The sequence below is a fragment of the Nocardia sp. NPDC005825 genome (assembly GCF_040630175.1).
In the GTDB taxonomy this organism is placed as follows: Bacteria; Actinomycetota; Actinomycetes; order Mycobacteriales; family Mycobacteriaceae; genus Nocardia.
In genome coordinates, this window is sequence record NZ_JBEXXC010000007.1 from 172,892 (window position 1) to 192,141 (window position 19,250).

22 protein-coding genes and 4 tRNA genes are annotated in these 19,250 nt (G+C 66.0%); 23 read left to right on the top strand and 3 right to left on the bottom strand.

Annotated elements, in window-relative coordinates; translation table 11 throughout:
• Window positions 1–68 precede the first annotated feature (68 nt).
• Window positions 69–953 carry a zinc metalloprotease HtpX gene (gene htpX, locus ABZ382_RS20710; protein ID WP_357091063.1) on the top strand — a complete coding sequence of 295 codons (885 nt, stop codon included), beginning with the start codon at window positions 69–71 and terminating at the stop codon, window positions 951–953.
• Here htpX and ABZ382_RS20715 read toward each other — a convergent pair whose 3' ends face one another.
• Window positions 954–1,445, bottom strand: a complete 492-nt coding sequence (locus tag ABZ382_RS20715; RefSeq protein WP_357091065.1) for a YajQ family cyclic di-GMP-binding protein — start codon at window positions 1,443–1,445, stop codon at window positions 954–956.
• A 138-nt stretch (window positions 1,446–1,583) separates the two neighbouring features.
• Here ABZ382_RS20715 and ABZ382_RS20720 point away from each other — a divergent pair.
• From ABZ382_RS20720 to rplA, 10 genes are all read left to right on the top strand, one after another.
• Window positions 1,584–1,665: transfer RNA gene (locus tag ABZ382_RS20720), tRNA-Tyr, on the top strand.
• 236 nt (window positions 1,666–1,901) lie between these two features.
• Window positions 1,902–1,974 (top strand) — tRNA-Thr (locus tag ABZ382_RS20725).
• An 81-nt stretch (window positions 1,975–2,055) separates the two neighbouring features.
• Window positions 2,056–2,128 (top strand) — tRNA-Met (locus ABZ382_RS20730).
• 42 nt (window positions 2,129–2,170) lie between these two features.
• Window positions 2,171–2,341 (top strand): 50S ribosomal protein L33, encoded by a 171-nt coding sequence (rpmG, locus tag ABZ382_RS20735; protein ID WP_029925945.1) that lies wholly within the window; start codon window positions 2,171–2,173, stop codon window positions 2,339–2,341.
• Between the two features lie 199 nt (window positions 2,342–2,540).
• A complete protein-coding gene (locus tag ABZ382_RS20740; RefSeq protein WP_357091361.1) occupies window positions 2,541–3,584 on the top strand; it encodes a fused (3R)-hydroxyacyl-ACP dehydratase subunits HadA/HadB in 1,044 nt (347 codons plus the stop codon).
• A 183-nt stretch (window positions 3,585–3,767) separates the two neighbouring features.
• Window positions 3,768–3,840 (top strand) — tRNA-Trp (locus ABZ382_RS20745).
• A 29-nt stretch (window positions 3,841–3,869) separates the two neighbouring features.
• Window positions 3,870–4,259 (top strand): preprotein translocase subunit SecE, encoded by a 390-nt coding sequence (secE, locus tag ABZ382_RS20750; protein ID WP_357091067.1) that lies wholly within the window; start codon window positions 3,870–3,872, stop codon window positions 4,257–4,259.
• Window positions 4,260–4,397: 138 nt separating this feature from the next.
• Entirely contained in the window at window positions 4,398–5,219 is an 822-nt protein-coding gene (nusG, locus tag ABZ382_RS20755; protein WP_357091069.1) for a transcription termination/antitermination protein NusG, read from the top strand.
• Window positions 5,220–5,382: 163 nt separating this feature from the next.
• On the top strand, window positions 5,383–5,817 hold the full coding sequence (gene rplK, locus ABZ382_RS20760; protein WP_357091071.1) for a 50S ribosomal protein L11: 435 nt from the start codon (window positions 5,383–5,385) through the stop codon (window positions 5,815–5,817).
• A 70-nt stretch (window positions 5,818–5,887) separates the two neighbouring features.
• Window positions 5,888–6,598: a 50S ribosomal protein L1 gene (gene rplA, locus ABZ382_RS20765; RefSeq protein WP_357091073.1), complete on the top strand. Its 711-nt coding sequence runs from the start codon at window positions 5,888–5,890 to the stop codon at window positions 6,596–6,598.
• Between the two features lie 94 nt (window positions 6,599–6,692).
• On the opposite strand, the gene ABZ382_RS20770 is transcribed toward rplA, so the two are convergent.
• Both ABZ382_RS20770 and ABZ382_RS20775 read right to left on the bottom strand, forming a co-directional pair.
• Window positions 6,693–6,974 (bottom strand): hypothetical protein, encoded by a 282-nt coding sequence (locus ABZ382_RS20770; RefSeq protein WP_357091075.1) that lies wholly within the window; start codon window positions 6,972–6,974, stop codon window positions 6,693–6,695.
• Between the two features lie 90 nt (window positions 6,975–7,064).
• Complete coding sequence (locus ABZ382_RS20775; RefSeq protein ID WP_357091077.1) at window positions 7,065–7,316, bottom strand: hypothetical protein; 252 nt, start codon at window positions 7,314–7,316, stop codon at window positions 7,065–7,067.
• A gap of 108 nt (window positions 7,317–7,424) precedes the next feature.
• Between ABZ382_RS20775 and ABZ382_RS20780 the strand changes: the two genes are divergently transcribed.
• From ABZ382_RS20780 to ABZ382_RS20835, 12 genes are all read left to right on the top strand, one after another.
• Window positions 7,425–7,739 carry a hypothetical protein gene (locus ABZ382_RS20780; protein WP_357091079.1) on the top strand — a complete coding sequence of 105 codons (315 nt, stop codon included), beginning with the start codon at window positions 7,425–7,427 and terminating at the stop codon, window positions 7,737–7,739.
• Window positions 7,740–8,055: 316 nt separating this feature from the next.
• Window positions 8,056–8,619, top strand: coding sequence for a 50S ribosomal protein L10 (gene rplJ, locus ABZ382_RS20785; RefSeq protein ID WP_357091081.1), 564 nt, complete (start codon window positions 8,056–8,058; stop codon window positions 8,617–8,619).
• Between the two features lie 63 nt (window positions 8,620–8,682).
• The gene (gene rplL / locus ABZ382_RS20790; RefSeq protein WP_357091083.1) at window positions 8,683–9,063 is read left to right on the top strand and encodes a 50S ribosomal protein L7/L12; all 381 of its coding nucleotides are present in this window, start codon (window positions 8,683–8,685) and stop codon (window positions 9,061–9,063) included.
• 279 nt (window positions 9,064–9,342) lie between these two features.
• Window positions 9,343–10,401 carry an ATP-binding cassette domain-containing protein gene (locus ABZ382_RS20795; protein ID WP_357091084.1) on the top strand — a complete coding sequence of 353 codons (1,059 nt, stop codon included), beginning with the start codon at window positions 9,343–9,345 and terminating at the stop codon, window positions 10,399–10,401.
• A gap of 10 nt (window positions 10,402–10,411) precedes the next feature.
• Window positions 10,412–11,206 carry an ABC transporter permease gene (locus ABZ382_RS20800; protein WP_357091085.1) on the top strand — a complete coding sequence of 265 codons (795 nt, stop codon included), beginning with the start codon at window positions 10,412–10,414 and terminating at the stop codon, window positions 11,204–11,206.
• Window positions 11,207–11,271: 65 nt separating this feature from the next.
• Window positions 11,272–12,075, top strand: coding sequence for an ABC transporter permease (locus ABZ382_RS20805; RefSeq protein WP_357091363.1), 804 nt, complete (start codon window positions 11,272–11,274; stop codon window positions 12,073–12,075).
• Complete coding sequence (locus ABZ382_RS20810; RefSeq protein WP_357091087.1) at window positions 12,072–13,406, top strand: MCE family protein; 1,335 nt, start codon at window positions 12,072–12,074, stop codon at window positions 13,404–13,406. The genes ABZ382_RS20805 and ABZ382_RS20810 overlap by 4 nt, the downstream gene beginning before the upstream one ends.
• Window positions 13,407–13,414: 8 nt before the next feature.
• Window positions 13,415–14,491 carry an MCE family protein gene (locus ABZ382_RS20815; RefSeq protein ID WP_357091365.1) on the top strand — a complete coding sequence of 359 codons (1,077 nt, stop codon included), beginning with the start codon at window positions 13,415–13,417 and terminating at the stop codon, window positions 14,489–14,491.
• Entirely contained in the window at window positions 14,491–15,498 is a 1,008-nt protein-coding gene (locus ABZ382_RS20820) for an MCE family protein (protein ID WP_357091089.1), read from the top strand. Before ABZ382_RS20815 ends, ABZ382_RS20820 begins: the two co-directional genes overlap by 1 nt.
• A 3-nt stretch (window positions 15,499–15,501) precedes the next feature.
• Entirely contained in the window at window positions 15,502–16,761 is a 1,260-nt protein-coding gene (locus ABZ382_RS20825) for an MCE family protein (RefSeq protein ID WP_357091091.1), read from the top strand.
• Window positions 16,758–17,984, top strand: a complete 1,227-nt coding sequence (locus ABZ382_RS20830) for an MCE family protein (protein WP_357091093.1) — start codon at window positions 16,758–16,760, stop codon at window positions 17,982–17,984. Before ABZ382_RS20825 ends, ABZ382_RS20830 begins: the two co-directional genes overlap by 4 nt.
• The gene (locus ABZ382_RS20835) at window positions 17,981–19,225 is read left to right on the top strand and encodes an MlaD family protein (RefSeq protein ID WP_357091095.1); all 1,245 of its coding nucleotides are present in this window, start codon (window positions 17,981–17,983) and stop codon (window positions 19,223–19,225) included. Before ABZ382_RS20830 ends, ABZ382_RS20835 begins: the two co-directional genes overlap by 4 nt.
• The last annotated feature ends 25 nt before the right edge of the window (window positions 19,226–19,250 follow it).

Genomic DNA, 19,250 nt, shown 5'->3' on the forward strand with positions numbered 1-19,250 from the left:
ACTTCAACCCGCGGCTCTATCGTTGACCTGGTGTAACTCAGCGGTGAGGGGCGTCGGAAGGAGACCGTATGCATGGGCACGGGTATGCGAACGGGTTGAAGACGTTCGGGCTTCTGGTCGGGATGTCGGCCTTGATCGTGTTCGTGGGAGCGCTGTTCCGCAATCCCACGATCTTGATCCTGTCGATCGTGCTGGCGGTGGGCATGAACGCCTACGCGTACTTCAACAGCGACAAGCTCGCGTTGAAGGCCATGCACGCGCAGCCGGTCACCGAGCTCGAGGCTCCCGCGATGTACCGCATCGTGCGCGAACTGGCCACGGCCGCCCGCCAGCCCATGCCGCGCCTGTACATCAGCCCCACCAACGCGCCCAATGCCTTTGCCACCGGCCGTAATCCGCGCAATGCCGCGGTCTGCTGCACCACCGGCATCCTGCAGATCCTCGACGAACGGGAACTGCGCGCGGTGCTGGGGCACGAGCTGTCCCACGTCTACAACCGCGACATCCTGATCTCGTCGGTCGCGGGCGCGCTCGCCTCGGTCATCTCCGGCCTGGCCAACCTGGCCTTCTTCGCGGGGGCCTTCGGCGGCGGCAACCGCAATGGCGAGGGCCCGAATGTCATTGCGCTGCTGCTGGTTTCACTGCTGGGACCGATCGCGGCCTCGCTCATCAAACTGGCAGTCTCCCGCTCCCGCGAATACCAGGCCGACCAGGACGGCGCGGAACTCACCGGCGACCCGCTGGCGCTCGCCTCGGCCCTGCGCAAACTGGAACGCGGCACCCAGGCCGCCCCGCTGCCCCCCGAACCGCAGCTGACCGCCCAGTCCCACCTGATGATCGCCAACCCCTTCCGGGCCGGCGACAAGATGGCCCGCTGGTTCTCCACCCACCCCCCGATGGCGGACCGCATCGCCCGCCTCGAGGAGTTGGCCGGTGGAAACCGGAACTACTAGCTAGCGGTAGTTCACGAACTGCAGGGCGATATCGAAGTCGCCGCCCTTGAGCAGCGCGATGACGGCCTGGAGATCGTCACGGTTCTTGCTGCTGACGCGCAGCTCCTCGCCCTGGATCTGCGCCTTGACGCTCTTGGGGCCCTCGTCACGGATCTTCTTGGCGATCTTCTTCGCGTTCTCCGTGGTGATGCCCTGCACCAGGTTTCCTGTGATTTTGTACACCTTGCCGGAGGCCTGCGGATCGCCCGCGTCGAACGCCTTGAGCGAGATGTCGCGGCGGATCAGCTTCTCCTTGAACACGTCCAGAGCCGCCTTCACGCGGTCCTCGGACTCGGCGCTGAGGATGATCTTCTCCTCGCCCGACCATTCGATGCTCGCCCCGGTGCCGCGGAAGTCGTAGCGCTGGCTCAGCTCCTTGGCGGCCTGGTTGAGGGCGTTGTCCACCTCCTGGCGATCGATCTTGCTGACCACATCGAACGACGAATCCGCCACACTCTTCTCCTGTCCGAGATCGGATATTCGGGATGTTCCAACGCCGACGCTAGCCGCTCCGGCATGGCTGTATCCAGCCGGTTTGCATTCCGGGCGTGGGTTCAGGGTATTCTGCTGAAGCGCTGGAAGGCGTACCCCGGCGGATTGCCCGAGCGGCCAAAGGGAGCTGACTGTAAATCAGCCGCGTAATGCTTCGGAGGTTCAAATCCTTCATCCGCCACTGCAAGAGCCCCTCAGACTCTGAGTCTGAGGGGCTCTTTGCGTTTCACGGGTCAGGGCGTGGCGCGTCGGCCGGGCCGCGGCGCAACCCTGGATGGCCCCCCTGCATCGAGTGCCACAGCGGCTACCCGGTCTCGAAAACGGGCGATGACCAGCCGGTTTGGAGAGTGCGCGGGGATGTGTGTAATCTCGTTCAAGTCGTCAGCGCCCCGGTCCAGACCGGAGCAAGACAGACACGCCCCCTTAGCTCAGTCGGCAGAGCGTTTCCATGGTAAGGAAAAGGTCAACGGTTCGATTCCGTTAGGGGGCTCGCCGGATTGCCGGTGGTGAACGGCTCGGCTTCTCCTAGCAGGACCCGGGACCTCCCCGCCGTCAAGTACCGACACCAGATGGCGGTGTAGCTCAGTCGGTAGAGCAAACGACTCATAATCGTTGTGTCGCCGGTTCAAGTCCGGCCATCGCTACATACTGATATCCCAATCAGGCTGACCGGAAAGAAGGCAATCGTGGCCGCGAAGTCCACTGATATCCGGCCAAAGATCACCTTGGCCTGCGAGCAGTGCAAGCACCGCAACTACATCACCAAGAAGAATCGGCGTAACGACCCGGACCGTCTCGAGCTGAAGAAGTTCTGCCCGAACTGCGGTACCCACCGGGCGCATCGCGAGTCTCGCTAACTTAAACCCGCGCGAACAACCGCGTGGACAGAGTGCCGGATCGGTAAGTCACTTCGTCTCTTAGAAAGGGACAAGGGACCCGGTCCGGCACTTGGCGTATATAGCGGTGGTTCTGCGCTCTCGCCCGTTCCCGTTTCCTGGGAGCAGATAGGGACTTCCTGCCGTGACGATCAACACCGATATCGACATCGAGGCCGACATGGTCGAATCCGAACTCTTCGACCCCGCCGCGCACGCCGCCGCCATGGTCGGCCACCACTACCGCGTCGATGACTACTACGAGGTCGGCCGCGAGAAGGTGCGCGAGTACGCCCGCGCGGTGCAGGATTACCACCCGGTGCACTGGGACGAGGACGCCGCCGCCGCGCACGGTCACGACGGCCTGGTCGCCCCCCTCACCTTCATCTCGCTGGTCGGAATCCTGGCCCAGCGCAAGCTCTTCGAGCAGATCGTCACCGGCTACGACCTGAGCCAGATCATGCAGACGGACCAGATCCTGGAGTTCCACCGTCCGATCAGGGCCGGGGACCAGCTGTCCTGCGTCGTCTACCTGCACTCGTTCCGCCAGGCCTTCGGCGGCGACATCATCGTCACCCGCAACGACGTGCTGGCCCAGAACGACGAACTGGTGCTCACCACCTACACCACCCTGATCGGCCGCAGCGGCGGTGACATCGACCCCAATATCGGTGACGCCGTGCGCAATGTGCTCATGCACGGGGTCGGCCCGGACGCCGCCGACGCGGGCGAGCCCATCGAGATCGACACCCCCGACCAGTCCGTCGCGGCGCGGTCGACCGGCGCCGTGGTCGCCAGCGCGCAGACCCGCCGCTTCGAGGATGTCGCCGCCGGCGACGAACTGCCCTCCCGCACCGTGCTGCTCACCCGCGGCGACCTGGTGAACTACGCCGGCGTCTCCGGCGACGCCAACCCGATCCACTGGAGCGACGACGTCGTGAAGCTGGTCGGCCTGGAAAACGTTGTCGCGCACGGCATGCTGACCATGGGCCTGGGCGGCGGCTTCGTCACCTCATGGCTGGGCGACCCGGGTTCGGTCAAGGAGTACAACGTCCGCTTCACCAGCCCCGTGTACGTCCCGATCGACCGTCCCGCGGAGATCGAGTACACCGGCAAGGTGAAGTCGGTGGACCCCGAGACCCGCACCGCGGTGATCGCCATCGTGGCGAAGTCGGAGGGCCGCAAGATCTTCGGTCGCGCCACCGCGACGGTGCAGCTCGGCTGACCGGAAACCGGGGTAGGCCGCGACGCCCCGATTGGCGATCGTCAGTCGGGGTAACGTACACTCGAAAATCTGGGGTCACCAGCCGATGCGCGCTGCTCCGAGGAGCGGCGCGTGTTTGTATGAAATGACCCTGTAGTACAACTGAAAAAGAACTAGAGGCTGGAAGCAACCCCGTCCAGCCGAAGGGGCGTAGCTCAACTGGCAGAGCAGCGGTCTCCAAAACCGCAGGTTGCAGGTTCAAGTCCTGTCGCCCCTGCCCTGGATGCCGACTTAGAGAGGATCGACGTGAGCGACGAGCGGGACACTCGCCACGAAGATGGCGACGACACCGCCGCGGTGGCTCGTCCGAGCGGCAAGCGGTCCGCCCGGCGCACCCGCGCCGCGTCGTCCAGCGCCGTCGCGACGATCGAACGACCGTCGGATTCGGCCAAGGCAGCCACCAAGCAGTCCGGCAAAGGCAAGAAGGCCGGGCAGAGCGGTTCGGGCAATCCCTTCAAGCGCCTGATGAAGTTCCTCAAGGAAGTCATCGCGGAACTTCGCAAGGTCATCTGGCCCAACCGCAAGCAGATGGTCACCTATACGAGCGTTGTCCTGGTGTTCGTGATTTTCATCATCGCGTACATCAGCGGTTTGGATGTGGCGTTCATCAAGGGTGTCAACTGGCTCTTCGGCTAGGCGGCACGGTGACCGTGTCTGACCGTCGCGGCCGGTGACCGGCCCCCGGGCAGAGGCGGGGAGCGGGAACATCCGCCGGGCTATGCCTTGCCCCGGCGCGCAGAGGATTACGTGACGACTAAGGAAGCGAGTGCCCCAGTGAGCACCCCGGAGAACGGCACAACCGAGGAATTCCCGGTGGATGACGTGGTGATCGAAGAGACCACCGCGGACGTCGAGGACGCTGAGGGCTCCGCTGCCGCTGAGTTCGAGGCCGACGCCGACGAGTTCGCGGCGGACGCCGAAGAGGCCGAGCCCGCGCAGCCCGCGGCCCAGATCTCCGACGAGCCCGCCGACCCGGTCGCCGAGATGACCGCCGCGCTGCGTCGCGCGCCCGGCGACTGGTACGTCGTGCACTCCTACGCCGGGTACGAGAACAAGGTGAAGACCAATCTCGAGACCCGCGTGCAGAACCTCGGTCTCGAGGACTACATCTTCCAGGTCGAGGTGCCGACCGAAGAGGTCACCGAGATCAAGAACGGCCAGAAGAAGAACGTCAACCGCAAGGTGCTGCCGGGCTACATCCTGGTCCGCATGGAGCTGAACGACGAGTCGTGGGGCGCGGTGCGCAACACCCCCGGTGTCACCGGTTTTGTCGGCGCCACCTCGCGTCCCTCGCCGCTGACCATTCCGGACGTGGTGAAGTTCCTGGTCCCGGCCGCGCAGCAGAAGAAGGCCGCCGCTCCGGCCGCCGCCGCTGCCGCCGCCTCGACCGGTGGCGACGCCGCCGTCGCGAAGCCGATCATCGAGGTCGACTTCGAGGTCGGCGAGTCGGTGACCGTCATGGACGGCCCGTTCGCGACCCTGCCGGCCAGCATCTCCGAGGTCAACGCCGAGCAGCAGAAGCTCAAGGTGCTGGTCTCGATCTTCGGCCGCGAGACCCCGGTCGAACTGGCGTTCACGCAGGTCGCCAAGATTTAGTCGCAAGGAGGCGGTGGCCCGGGTTTCACCCGGTGTCACCGCCTTTTTCGCGTTCACGTAGACTTGCCGGGTTGTGCCTAGGGCCTGATCTCGAGCTGCCCTGGGCGCAAGTCCCGGAAAAGGCTTACGGGTGATCCGTAAGGAACCTAACCAAGGAAGAAAGATGCCCCCGAAGAAGAAGAAGGTCGCTGGGCTCATCAAGCTCCAGATCCAGGCCGGCCAGGCCAACCCGGCTCCGCCGGTGGGTCCGGCGCTGGGTCAGCACGGCGTCAACATCATGGAGTTCTGCAAGGCGTACAACGCGGCGACCGAGTCGCAGCGTGGCAACGTCATCCCGGTCGAGATCACGGTCTACGAAGACCGCACGTTCGACTTCAAGCTGAAGACGCCGCCCGCCGCGCGTCTGCTGCTGAAGGCCGCCGGTGTGCAGAAGGGCTCCGCCGAGCCGCACCGCACCAAGGTCGCGCAGATCACCATGGACCAGGTCCGTGAGATCGCCAAGACCAAGCAGGAAGACCTGAACGCCAACGACATCGACGCCGCGGCGAAGATCATCGCTGGTACTGCCCGCTCGATGGGTATCACCATCGCGGAGTAAGAGCCTTCCGGCTCGGTGGGAGGGACCGCCTGTCCCGCACCACTTCTGACTTAGACAAGGACAGATCAACATGGCAAAACGAAGCAAGGCTTATCTCGAGGCGGCCGCCAAGGTCGACCGCGCTGCTCTCTACGCTCCGCTGGCCGCCGCGCGGCTCGCGAAGGAGACCGCCACCACCAAGACCGACGCGACCGTCGAGGTTGCCGTCCGTCTGGGTGTCGACCCGCGTAAGGCCGACCAGATGGTCCGCGGCACCGTCAACCTGCCGCACGGCACCGGTAAGACCGCCCGCGTCATCGTGTTCGCCGTCGGTGACAAGGCCGCCGAGGCCGAGGCCGCCGGTGCCGACGCCGTGGGCGCCGAGGACCTGATCGAGCGCATCCAGGGCGGCTGGCTGGAGTTCGACGCCGCGATCGCCACCCCGGACCAGATGGCCAAGGTCGGTCGTATCGCTCGCGTGCTGGGCCCGCGTGGCCTGATGCCGAACCCGAAGACCGGCACGGTCACCCCCGATGTCACCAAGGCTGTCAACGACATCAAGGGCGGTAAGATCAACTTCCGCGTCGACAAGCAGGCCAACCTGCACTTCGTGATCGGCAAGGCTTCCTTCGACGAGAAGAAGCTGGCCGAGAACTACGGCGCCGCCCTCGACGAGATCCTGCGCGTCAAGCCCTCCACCGCGAAGGGCCGCTACGTCAAGAAGGTGACGTTCTCGACGAACACCGGACCGGGCATCCCGGTGGACCCGAACCGCACCCGCAACTTCGCCGAAGAGGACTGAGTCCCCTTCCGCGACGTGTAGCGACGCAAGAACAACCGAAGGCCGGCACGAGAAATCGTGTCGGCCTTCGGTTTTCGCTGGGTGAGCCGATGACCTAACCGATGGGGAAGCCGTCCGGGTTGAAACGGCATATGCTGCTGCTGCCCGGGACGGACTGGGCGACCGTGCAGAAGATGGCGGCGAGCGAGTTGACGATCGCCAAGCCCGGGGCGGGCATGTGGGCGGATCCGTCCCAGAGGCTCGCCGCGGAGCTGCCGGCGGATCCGCTGTCGGCCACCGGGGCGGCCGGTGCGGCTTCGGCCGGAACCGCCGCCGCGCCGAGGAGGGCAGCGGAAAGTGCCGCCGTCGCAAGGGATTTGGTGAGCATCCGGCTCATCGGTTGCCTCCCATGGTTGGGTGCGTAGAACCTGACCCCGAGTCAATTCTTCTGAAATACCCGAATTTCATAGTCTTGTCCGGTGGTTGGTCAGAGATCGGGGAGGTCGCAGGTCGGGTCACTGGTGCTCAGCGTGCACAGGGATCGGATGAGCATCCCGACGATCGGGGTGACGATGGCGGATGATCCGGCTTGGAGCACGGTGGATCCGGCGTCGACGCCCGCCGATCCGGTCGTGCGCGGGGGCAACGTGACGTCGGCGTTCGCCGGAGCCGCGGCGATGCCCGCGATCGCGGTGGAAATCGCTACGGCGGCAAGGACTTTCGAGACCGTTCTGGTCATTGCTTCCTCCTGGAACCAGTTGCGCAGACACTATCCGAGATCAGTCAATTTGAAATACCCCACTTTTACAGTCTGTCGCGTCCGGAAATTCGATGACAGGGTGCGCACATGCGCCGTCTCACCCTGACCCTCACCGCAGCCGCCTTCCTCACCGGACTGCTGGCCACCCCGGCCGCCGTGGCCGAGCCCGTCGCGCTGGTGCCGGCGCCGGTCGCCGATTCCGGATCCGCCATCCCCACGAACTGGGGCGACGGGTCACTGCTGTACCTGCTGCCAGGGGCGGTGCTGGTGGGAATTCCCTTCCTGGGCTCCGCCGAGCTGCTGGGCTGCGGATACTGGGACGCTCCGCGTTCCACCACGCCGCAATGTCAGCTGATGTATGCCTTCTTCTCGGGCAGCAGCACCCTGAGCGGGGTGCGCTGACCCCGTTTTGGCGTATCGATGCTGGTCCGCTATATTGGACGACGGTCATCGACATGCTCTCCGGAGTTTCCGGTGATCACCCCACATCGTTCTACCGAAGACCGTTGGTTGCTGCCGTCAGGCGGCTGAAGGTCCGGCGATATTGCCGGCGACCCACGCAGGGAGAACCGAGGTCGGGAAACCCGCGAGAGATCGCGACCGTTTCTTCTGCGCCCCGGGTTCGCTCTGCGACCGGGGCGTTAGCTTTGTCGCCGGCCCCTGTTGGCGGAACTCGGTAGTTCACACGAGAACCGACCATCCAGAGAGGAGGCGAAGTATGGCGAATTCTGAGAAGGTCACCGCGGTTGCGGAGATCACCGAGCAGTTCAAGGCGTCCACCGCGACGGTTGTCACGGAGTACCGCGGTCTGTCGGTCAGCAAGATCACCGAGCTGCGTCGTGCGCTCGGCGCGAACGCTACCTACTCCGTCGCCAAGAACACCCTGGTCAAGCGCGCTGCCGCCGAGGCGGGCGTGGCTGGCCTGGATGACTTGTTCGTCGGTCCGACCGCTATCACCTTCATCACCGGCGAGCCGGTCGAGGCCGCCAAGGCGCTGAAGGCGTTCGCCAAGGACAACAAGGCGCTCATCATCAAGGGCGGCTACATGGACGGCGCTGCGCTGTCCGTGGCCGAGGTCGAGCGCATCGCCGACCTCGAGTCGCGCGAGGTGCTGCTGGCCAAGCTGGCCGGTGCCATGAAGGGCAACCTGTCGAAGGCCGCCGGCCTGTTCGCCGCCCCCGGCAACCAGGTCGCGCGCCTCATGGCCGCGCTGCAGGAGAAGAAGCAGGCCGAGGGTGGCGCTGCCGCTCCGGCCGCCGACGCTGCTGCCGACGCCGAATAAGTCACTACCCCAAACCTATTCGTCACCGCCGCGCGGTGACGGAACTACCGAAAGGAAATATCAATGGCCAACGTTGATGAGCTGCTCGAGACCTTCGCCGGCATGACCCTGCTGGAGCTGTCCGAGTTCGTGAAGGCGTTCGAGGACAAGTTCGAGGTCACCGCTGCCGCTCCGGTCGCCGTCGCCGTCGCGGGTGCCGCTGGCGCCCCGGCCGAGGCCGCCGAGGAGCAGGACGAGTTCGACGTCATCCTCGAGGGTGCCGGCGACAAGAAGATCCAGGTCATCAAGGTCGTGCGTGAGATCGTCTCCGGCCTGGGCCTGAAGGAAGCCAAGGACCTGGTCGAGGGCGCCCCGAAGCCGATCCTGGAGAAGGTCGCCAAGGACGCCGCCGAGGCTGCCAAGGCGAAGCTGGAAGAGGCCGGCGCCAAGATCACCATCAAGTAATTCACTTGATGGTGTGCCGGGGTCACACCCCGGCCGCGTCGATATTGTGAAAAGGGCGGTACCCATTGTGGTACCGCCCTTTTCGCGTATTCTGCTGCCGTGATTGGCGCGTGATCAGGTGGGTATTCCAGATATTGCTACCGACCGGTCAGGTCCCAGTGTCCGAGACGGTCTCCATGCGATACAGTGACCGGACCTACTGTGACGCGCCACACCGCGCGAAATTTGTGGCGGATCGTCCCACATGTAGGGCGCTCGTCGGAGAAAGTGGAGGTTGGCGTGGGCGTCGAGGTCAGGACCGAAGGCATCACGAAGTCGTTCGGTTCGCAGCGTATTTGGCAGGACGTCACGCTGACGCTGCCGTCGGGGGAAGTCAGCGCTCTGCTCGGTCCGTCGGGTACCGGTAAGTCCGTCTTCCTGAAGTCGTTGATCGGTCTGCTCCGTCCGGAGAAGGGCTCGATCTACATCGACGGCACCGACATCACCACCTGCTCGAACAAGGATCTGTACGAGATCCGCAAGCTGTTCGGCGTCTTGTTCCAGGACGGCGCGCTGTTCGGGTCGATGAACCTGTTCGACAACACGGCCTTCCCGTTGCGCGAGCACACCAAGAAGAGCGAATCCGAGATCAAGAAGATCGTCATGGAGAAGCTCGAGCTGACCGGTCTGCTCGGCGCCGAGGGCAAGCTCCCCGGTGAGATCTCCGGTGGTATGCGCAAGCGTGCCGGCCTGGCCCGCGCGCTGGTGCTGGACCCGCAGATCATCCTCGTCGACGAGCCGGACTCGGGTCTGGATCCCGTTCGTACGACCTACCTCTCGCAGCTGTTGATCGACATCAACGCGCAGATCGACGCGACGATCCTGATCGTCACGCACAACATCAACCTGGCCCGTACGGTGCCGGACAACATCGGCATGCTGTTCCGCCGCAACCTGGTCATGTTCGGTCCCCGCGAGGTGCTGTTGACCTCGGACGAGCCGGTGGTCAAGCAGTTCCTCAACGGCCGTATGCAGGGTCCGATCGGTATGTCCGAGGAGAAGGACGAAGCCCAGATGGCCCGCGAGCAGGCCATGTTCGACTCGGGTCACCACGCCGGTGGCGCCGAGGAGATCGAGGGCATCATCCCGCAGATGCGGGCGCAGCCGGGTATGCCGGTGCGTGGCGCGGTGCATCGTCGCCGTGAGCGGGTCCGTCAGATCATGCACACCCTGCCGCCCGCCGCGCAGGAGGCGATCCGGGAGTCCATGGCCGAGAACGGCGACGACGACACGCAGGTGATGCCGTCGTATTCGGGTGGCTACGACTCCACGGTTCGACAGAACCTAACTAACGGGTAACATACCGCCCGTGAACCCCTCCTCGACGCGACTGCGCACCTCGGTCGAGTCGGGACTTGCCCAGGCCGGCAATGTTTTCGGACTCTTTCTCGACGTGTTCCGGAAGACGTTCCGCCGGCCTTTCCAGTGGCGGGAGTTCATCGAGCAATCGTGGTTCATCGCGAGTGTCTCGATCCTCCCCGCCGCCCTGGTGGCAATCCCGTTCGGCGCCGTGGTGGCCCTGCAGACCGGCTCGCTCATCAAGCAGCTGGGGGCGGAGAACTTCACCGGTGCGACCAGCGTGCTGGCCACGGTCCAGCAGGCCGCACCGGTGGTCACCGCATTGATCATCGCCGGAGCCGCCGGCTCCGCAGTAGCCGCCGATCTCGGCTCGCGCACCATTCGCGAGGAGATCGACGCCATGGAAGTGCTCGGCATCGATCCCATTCAGCGCCTGGTGGTTCCGCGGGTGCTGGGCATGATGCTGGTCGCCTTCCTGCTCAACGGCATGGTCTCGGTCGTCGGCATCTGCGGCGGCTACTTCTTCAACGTGGGGCTGCAGGGCGGCACCCCGGGCGCGTACCTGGCGTCCTTCTCCGCCCTCGCGCAAATCCCCGACCTGGTGATCGGTGAGATCAAGGCACTGATCTTCGGTGTGGTGGCGGGCGTCATCGCCGCCTACAAGGGCTTACATCCCAAGGGCGGACCCAAGGGCGTGGGCGACGCGGTGAACCAGTCGGTGGTCATCACGTTCCTCGTGCTCTTCTTCCTGAACCTCATCCTCACCCTGATCTATCTTCAGGTCGTACCCGCAAAGGGCGCGTGACAATGGTCGTTTCGCAGCGCTCCACCGTTTTCTCCCGGTCGGCGCGCCGGGTCAAGCCCGCGCTCATGGCTCCGGTCAACATGGTCGACAAGGCCGGCGACCAGATGTCGTTCTACTCGCGGGCGATCGGCGCCATCCCGCGGACCATCGTGCACTTCCGCAAGGAGGTCACCCGGCTGCTGGCCGAGGTGACCTTCGGGTCGGGCGCGCTGGCGGTCATCGGCGGCACCATCGGCGTCATCGTGTTCATGTCGGCCTCGGTCGGCGTGGTGGTGGGCCTGCAGGGCTTCAAGGCGCTCGACGCGCTGGGCTCGGGCGTGCTCACCGGCTTCCTCACCGGGTACATCAACACCCGTGAGCTCGCGCCGCTGGTTGCGGCACTGGCACTTTCGGCGACGGTCGGCTGTGGTTTCACCGCCCAGCTGGGCGCCATGCGGATCTCCGAGGAGATCGACGCGCTCGAGGTGATGGCGGTGCCGTCGGTGCCGTTCCTGGTGACCACGCGCGCCATCGCGGGCTTCCTCGCGGTGATCCCGCTGTACGTGGTCGGCCTGCTGGGCACCTACCTGGCCTCGCGGTTGATCAGCATCTACTTCAACGGGCAGTCGAGCGGCTCCTACGACCACTACTTCGCGTTGTTCCTGCCACCCGAGGACGTGCTCTATTCGTTCGTGAAGGTGCTGGTCTTCGCGTTCGTGATCATCCTCGTGCACTGCTACTACGGCTACAACGCCACCGGCGGTCCCGCGGGCGTCGGCGTGGCCGTGGGCCGCGCGGTGCGCGCCGCGATCGTGCTGATCAACGTGCTGGACTTCTTCCTGTCCCTGGCGATCTGGGGCACGACCACGACGGTGCGGGTGGCCGGATGAGCAACCCGGAGCGCGGGCAGACGCTGAAGAAGCGGACCCTGGGCGTGCTGTTCTTCGCGCTGGTCGCGCTGTTCCTGTGGACCACCATCGCCATCTACAACAAGCAGTTCGTGGACACCGTGCGGGTCAACCTGATCACCGACACCGTCGGCAACGCGCTGACCCGCAACGCGGACGTGAAGGTCCGCGGCGTGACCGTCGGCGAGCTGCGCTCGAGCAGCTACGACGGCAAGAACGTGCACCTGGACCTGGCCATCGACCCCGCCAAGGCGGACAAGATCCCGTCCAACGTGACCGCGCGGCTGCTGCCCAAGACGCTGTTCGGTGAGCGCTACATCGACCTGGTGTGGCCGGACAGCCCGCAGGGCAAACTCACCGAGGGCCTCACCCTGCACCAGGACACCTCCGGCAACGCCGTCGAGGTGAGCCAGCTGCTGGACCACATCCTGCCGCTGCTGCAGGCGATTCCGCCGCAGTACCTGTCCTCCACGCTGGGCGCGCTGTCCAACGCGCTGCAGGGTCAGGGCGAGGAGCTGGGCAAGACCATCGACCGGCTCGACGACATCGTCACCCAGGTGAACGGCGTGATGCCGACCCTGCAGGACGATCTGAAGAGCCTGGCCGACGTGGCCACCACCTACTCCGACGCCGCGCCGCAGCTGGTGTCCGCGCTGGACAATCTGCGCACCACCAACGCGACCGTGGTGCAGAAGAAGTCGCAGATCGACACCCTGCTGGCGACGCTCACCCCGAGCGCCACCACCACCGCCGACTTCCTGCTGCTCAACCGCGACAACATCATCGACGTGGCTGCGGACTCGCGGCCCGCGCTGGTGGAGTTGGCCAGGTACTCGCCGAGCTACAGCTGCGCGCTGGCCGGTTTCGCCGAGCTCAAGCCGCGCATCGACCAGATCTTCGGCAAGGGCACCGACCTGCCGGGTTCGCGGGTCAGCGTGTCGATCGTGAATCCGCGCGGCCGCTACGTCCCCAACCAGGACGAGCCGCGGTGGTTCGATCAGCGTGGCCCGCTCTGCGTTCCGATGTACCCGCCCTTCACCGATCCGGGTCAGTACACCGACGGTTCCGCCAATGACGGCTCCTACCAGCCGCCGAGCCGGAACCCGGGTGACCAGAACGTCGGCCGGATGCAGGCGCCGCAGTACAAGGTGTACGGGCCCCAGACGCCGACGACCGCGTACTCGCCGCAGGAGTCCCAGGCGCTGGGCACGATCTACGGTGCCGCCCACGGCGTTTCGCCCGAGGAGGTGCCCAGCTGGGTCACCAAGATCGCCGCGCCCGCCTTCCGCGGCAGTGAGGTGAGCGTCAAGTGAAGGATCTGTTGCGCGGTCTCGGGCCGACGCTGACCAAACTGATCGCCTTCATTCTCGTCACGGTCTTCCTGACGGGCGTGCTGGCGCTCACCATCGCCAACTACGGTGGCGGCGGCACCAAGTTCAATGCCCGCTTCACCGACGTGACCTCCCTGAACAAGGGCGACGAGGTCCGGGTCGCGGGTGTCCGCGTCGGCAAGGTGACCAATGTGGCCATCGTGGACAAGCGCCTGGCCAATGTGGAATTCGAACTGACCGACCGGGATTGGCTGCCGGCCTCGACCACGGCGACCATCAAGTACCGGAACCTGGTGGGCCAGCGCTACATCGCGCTGGAGCAGGGAACCGGGCAGCAGGGCCGCAAGCTGAACAAGGGCGCGACGATTCCGCTGGAGCGCACCAAGCCCGCGGTGAATCTGACCGAGCTGTTCAACGGCTTCCGCCCGCTGTTCCAGACCCTCACCCCCGAGGACGTCAACAAGCTGTCCTACGAGATCATCCAGGTCTTCCAGGGCGAGTCCGGCACCATCGCGGACCTGGTGGCCAACACCGCCTCGCTGACCAACAAGATCGCCGACAAGGACGCGGTGATCGGTGAGCTGATCAAGAACCTGAATCTGGTGCTGGACAGCATCAATTCGCGCGGCGACCAGCTCGACCAGTTGATCGTGAACACCGAGGCGCTGGTCTCCGGCCTGAACGCCGAGCGCGGCACCATCGGTTCCGCGGTCTCCTCGCTGGGCGGACTGGCCCAGGCCACCGCCGACCTGCTGGTCCCGGTGCGGCCGAACCTGCAGGGCGCGATCGCGGGCCTGAACCAGCTGACCGGCACGCTCAACGACCGCAAGGACGAGGTCGACGAGGGCCTGACCAACCTGCCCATCAAGATGGAGAAGCTGGGCCGCGCCGCCTCCTACGGCTCCTGGTTCCAGTTCTATCTGTGCGGCATCGACATCGTCGCGGGGCCGGGCATCAAGGACGCGCCGCAGCTGAACTTCCCGCCCGCGCTCCAGAACATGCCGACGGTGAATCAGCCGATCTACACGAATCCGGCGCCGCGCTGCCACGGGAAGGGAGGCCGCTGATGGATGACCGCATTGTCATGGGCAAGCGCAGTCCGGCATTCATGGGCGGGCTGGGCCTGATCCTGGTGCTGCTGGTGACCTTGTCCGCGTTCAACCTGGACAAGCTGCCGCTGATCGGGGCGGGCACCAAGTACACCGCCGAGTTCTCCGAGGCCGCGGGCCTGAAGAAGGGCAACGAGGTCCGCATCGCCGGTGTGAAGGTCGGCGCGGTCTCCGATGTCCGCCTCGACGGCGACAAGGTGCTGGTCGACTTCCGCACCCAGGACGCCTGGATCGGCAACGAGACCAGCGCGTCCATCCAGATCAAGACGCTGCTCGGCCAGAAGTACCTGGCGCTCGACCCCAAGGGCGACCGCACCGCGAATCCGCGTGACCGGATTCCGTTGTCGCGCACCGTGTCTCCCTACGACGTGGTGGACGCCTTCAGCGATGCCGCCAAGAACATCGAGCAGACCAACACCGCACAGCTCGCGCAGAGCTTCCAGGTGCTCTCGGACGCCTTCTCCGCGACTCCGCCGCAGCTGCGCGGGTCCATCGACGGCGTGGCCCGGCTCTCGGAGTCGCTGGCCAAGCGCGACGACCAGCTCAAGAAGCTGTTCGCCGCCACCCGGACCACCTCCAAGGTGCTGGCCGACCGCAATCAGGAGTTCGAGCGGCTGCTCGCCAACGGCGGCCAGCTGATCGCGGAGCTCAATGTCCGCCAGCAGGCCATCCACCAGTTGCTGACCGGTGCGAAAACCGTTGCGGCGGAACTGACCGCGCTGGTCAAGGACAACGAGGAGCAGATCGGGCCGGCGCTGACCAACCTCAACAAGACGATCGACCTGCTCAACGACCACCAGGCCGACCTGTCCAAGACTCTCACGCTGGCGGCGCCCTTCTACGGGCTGTACTCCAATGTGCTGGGCACCGGCCGCTGGTTCGACGCGGTCATCACGAACCTGATTCCGCCCGCGCTGCCCGATATTCCGGGCAACCGCGATCCGATTCGCAAGTTGGGAGGGTAACCCGTGGCGAAGAATCCGCTGACCGCGTTGAGCGGCACCAGCCGTAAGAGCAAGATCATCGCCGTGGTGGCCGCCCTGGCGGTCGTGCTCGCGGGTGTCGCGTGGTGGAGCTACGACCGGCTCGAAACCACCAAGATCACCGCGTATTTCGACAAGTCGATCGGCATCTACAAGGGCTCGGACGTCCGGGTCCTGGGCGTGCCGGTGGGCCGCGTGGACTCGGTAACCCCCAAGGGTGACGTGGTCGAGGTCGTCATGAAGGTCGACCGCAAGTACGACATCCCCGCCGACGCCAAGGCCGCCCAGATCACCCCCTCGGTGGTGTCGGACCGGTACATCCAGCTCGCGCCCGCCTACAAGGGCGGACCCAAGATGGGGCGCAACGCCACCATCCCCAAGGACCGCACCGCGACCCCGGTCGAGGTGGACCGTCTCTACAAGAGCATCACCGAACTGTCCGAGGCGCTCGGCCCCAACGGCGCCAACAAGGACGGCGCGCTGAACCAGCTGGCCCGCACCGGCGCCGAGAACCTGGCCGGCAACGGCGACGCGCTGGGCAACAGCTTCACCCAGCTGTCCAAGGCCGCGCACGCGCTCTCCGATTCGCGCACCGACATCTTCGACACGGTCAAGAACCTGCAGACCTTCGTGCAGACCCTGGCCGACAACGACGCGCAGGTCCGGACCTTCAACACCCAGCTGGCCTCGCTGGCCGGGTTCCTGTCCGACGAGCGCCAGACCCTCGGCGACGCGCTGAGCCTGCTCTCGGTCGCGCTCGGCGACGTGGCCCGGTTCATCGACAACAACCGGGAACTGGTGCAGTCCAACGCGGACGCGCTGACCAAGCTCACCCAGACCCTCGCCGATCAGCGCGACGATCTGGCCAAGGCGCTGCCGCTCATCCCGACCGCGCTGAGCAACCTGATCAACGTGCACAACGGTGAGAGCGGCACGCTCGACATGCGCCCCAACTTCACCGATCTGCAGGACCCGTTCGGCGTCATCTGCAAGATGCTGGACCTGGGCAAGCTGCGTCCCGGCGACCCCAAGTTCGAGGCCATCTCGCGGCAGCTCGGCCCGATCCTGAACAACTGCAAGCTGATCACCGACCAGCTCACCGCGGGTGTGAAGACGCCGTCGCTGGTGCTGCCCTTCGGCATCCTCAGCGGCGAGAACGAACAGCGCAATCCGGTGCCCGGCTCGGTGCCCGGCAATCCGTCCGACCAGCTGCCGCCGTCGCAGCAGGAAGGTGGACAGCGATGAGCGCCAACCGGATCCGGCGCGCGGCGCTGGTCGCCACCTCGCTCGGCGCGGTGACGCTGGTGGCGGCGGGCTGTGGCGCGGACAGCATTCCGCTGCCCGGCGGCCCGAACATCGGCAAGCATCCGCTGCACCTCGACATCCGCTTCGCCGACGTGCTGGACCTGGTCCCGCAGTCCACGGTGAAGGTGGACGGTGTGGCCGTGGGCCGGGTCGACAAGATCCGCATCGCCCCCGACAACGCCTGGGAAGCCAGCGTGCAGGTGCTGGTCAACGATGACGTGAACCTGCCCGCCAATGCCCGCGCCGAGGTCAAGCAGACCAACCTGCTGGGCGAGAAGTACATCGAGCTGTCCGCGCCCGCCAAGGACGCCGACTCCGCGCGCTTGAAGGACGGGGCTCGCATCCCCGTCGAGAACACCCGCACCGCCACCGAGGTGGAGCAGGTGCTCGGCGCGCTGTCGCTGCTGCTCAACGGCGGCGGCGTGGCGCAGCTGCAGCCGATCATCGTGGAGCTCAACAAGACTCTGGACGGCCGCGAAGGCAAGGTCCGGGACCTGTTGAACCAGGCCAACACCCTGATCAAGGGCCTCGACGACCAGGTCGGCAATATCACCCGCGCGCTGGACAGCCTGAACACGCTGAGCAGCCGGGTGAGCACGCAGACCACCCAGATCACCAAGATCCTCGACGAGCTGCCCGCGGGCATCAAGATCCTCAACGAGCAACGGCCGCAACTGATCCAGCTGCTGACCCAGCTGGACCGGGTCGGCCAGGCCGGGATCGACGTGCTGGACAAGTCCAAGGAGAACCTGATCACCGACCTGTCCTCGCTGCGGCCCACGCTGCAGGCGCTGGGCGCGTCGGCCGGTGACCTGGTGACGGCGTTCCCGCTCATCCCCACGTATCCGTTCCCGGACGAGGCCATCAAGTCCGCGTTCGGCGGCCAGGTCAACACCTGGCTCTCGGTGGACCTGCAGATCGGCGGCCTGCTGTCGAATCTCGGTGTGGGCAAGCCGGATCCGCAGTACCTGCCGCCCGCGGGCCGCCAGGTCAACGTGGATCCGACCAACCCGTACTACAACGGCAACGGGCCGCGCGGCGGCTGGCCGACCGTCTCGCTGCTGCCCCTGCCGGCCACCGTGGCGCGGCCCACCGGGCAGCCGGGACCGACCGATCCGCTCGGATCGATCCTCGAGCAGCTGGGAGTGGGTGGTCCGCGATGACTCGTCTGGTGCGTAATCAGCTGATCGCCTTCGCGATCATCGCCGTGCTCGGCGTCGTCTTCGTCGGCGCCAAGTACGTGCGGCTGGACAATATGCTCGGCTTCGGGCTGTACAAGGTGAAGGTGCAGGCCACCGAGACCGGCAACCTGTCCAAGGGCGCGGAGGTCACCTACCGCGGCGTCCCGGTCGGCCGGGTCGGCGACCTGGACATCACCCCGGACGGCGTGCTGATCACTCTGGAGATGAACTCCTCCAAGCCCAAGGTCCCCGCCAATGCCAAGGCCGTGGTCGCCGACCGCTCCGCCATCGGCGAGCAGTTCGTGGACCTGCTGCCCTCCAGCGACGGCGGGCCGTACCTGAAGGACGGCTCGGTCATCACCGGCGCGCAGCTGCCCATCCACGTGGAGGACCTGCTCACCAGCGTCGACACCTTCGCCGGCACCACCGACCTGAAGGCGTTGTCCACCACCATCACCGAACTCGGCAAGGCCTTCGACGGCAAGGGCGACGACCTCAAGATCCTGATCGACTCGCTCAACAAGTTCACCGCCACCGCGAGCGGCGACAACCTGCAGCAGACCCTGGCCCTGATCCGGTCCGCCCACACCGTGCTGGGCACCCAGGCCGAACAGTCCCCGGCGATCCTGCAGTTCAGCGACGGTCTGGACAAGCTCACCGCGCAGCTGAAGTCCAGCGACCCGGACATCCGCCGCTTGATCGGCACCGGCACCGACGCGGGCTCCTCGATCAATCGCCTGCTGCAGGAGAGCGGCCCGGCCCTCACCAAGGACCTCACCAACCTGCGGGTCCTGCTGCACGCCATCTCGCCGAAGTTCTACGCCCTCGGCCCGGTGCTGGCCATGCTGCCGCTGCTGCCGCTCGGCGGTTCCTCCACCGCGCCCGGTGACGGCACCACCCACTTCGGCCTGGTGCTCGAGACCAACAACCCGCCCGCCTGCACGCTGGGATACGAAGGCACGCAACGGATCCTGGACCAGATGAAGGCCCAGAACCCGAACTTCGACGACACCCGCGACGACTTCCCGCTCAACACCGCGGCCACCTGCGCGGTGCCGCAGGGCAGCGAGACCGCCGTGCGCGGCGGGTCCCGCGCCGAACTGGCCGACCCCAGTGTCGCGCAGCCGTGGGACGACAAGCCCAAGTACGACCCGGAGAAGCTCAACCTGAACCCGGTGGCCACCCAGCTGTCCACCCTCATGGGCATCACTCCCAAGCACTGACCGGCAGGAGCGGAAAGTATGGTGG

Coding starts and splice junctions, on each gene's coding strand:
- ABZ382_RS20775 (WP_357091077.1), bottom strand. CDS start 7,316: ATGACCAGAACGGTCTCGAAAGTCCTTGCCGCCGTAGCGATTTCCACC.
- ABZ382_RS20835 (WP_357091095.1), top strand. CDS start 17,981: ATGACTCGTCTGGTGCGTAATCAGCTGATCGCCTTCGCGATCATCGCC.
- ABZ382_RS20770 (WP_357091075.1), bottom strand. CDS start 6,974: ATGAGCCGGATGCTCACCAAATCCCTTGCGACGGCGGCACTTTCCGCT.
- rplK (WP_357091071.1), top strand. CDS start 5,383: ATGCCCCCGAAGAAGAAGAAGGTCGCTGGGCTCATCAAGCTCCAGATC.
- rplL (WP_357091083.1), top strand. CDS start 8,683: ATGGCCAACGTTGATGAGCTGCTCGAGACCTTCGCCGGCATGACCCTG.
- ABZ382_RS20820 (WP_357091089.1), top strand. CDS start 14,491: ATGGATGACCGCATTGTCATGGGCAAGCGCAGTCCGGCATTCATGGGC.
- ABZ382_RS20810 (WP_357091087.1), top strand. CDS start 12,072: ATGAGCAACCCGGAGCGCGGGCAGACGCTGAAGAAGCGGACCCTGGGC.
- ABZ382_RS20780 (WP_357091079.1), top strand. CDS start 7,425: ATGCGCCGTCTCACCCTGACCCTCACCGCAGCCGCCTTCCTCACCGGA.
- ABZ382_RS20805 (WP_357091363.1), top strand. CDS start 11,272: ATGGCTCCGGTCAACATGGTCGACAAGGCCGGCGACCAGATGTCGTTC.
- ABZ382_RS20830 (WP_357091093.1), top strand. CDS start 16,758: ATGAGCGCCAACCGGATCCGGCGCGCGGCGCTGGTCGCCACCTCGCTC.
- ABZ382_RS20740 (WP_357091361.1), top strand. CDS start 2,541: ATGGTCGAATCCGAACTCTTCGACCCCGCCGCGCACGCCGCCGCCATG.
- rplA (WP_357091073.1), top strand. CDS start 5,888: ATGGCAAAACGAAGCAAGGCTTATCTCGAGGCGGCCGCCAAGGTCGAC.
- htpX (WP_357091063.1), top strand. CDS start 69: ATGCATGGGCACGGGTATGCGAACGGGTTGAAGACGTTCGGGCTTCTG.
- rplJ (WP_357091081.1), top strand. CDS start 8,056: ATGGCGAATTCTGAGAAGGTCACCGCGGTTGCGGAGATCACCGAGCAG.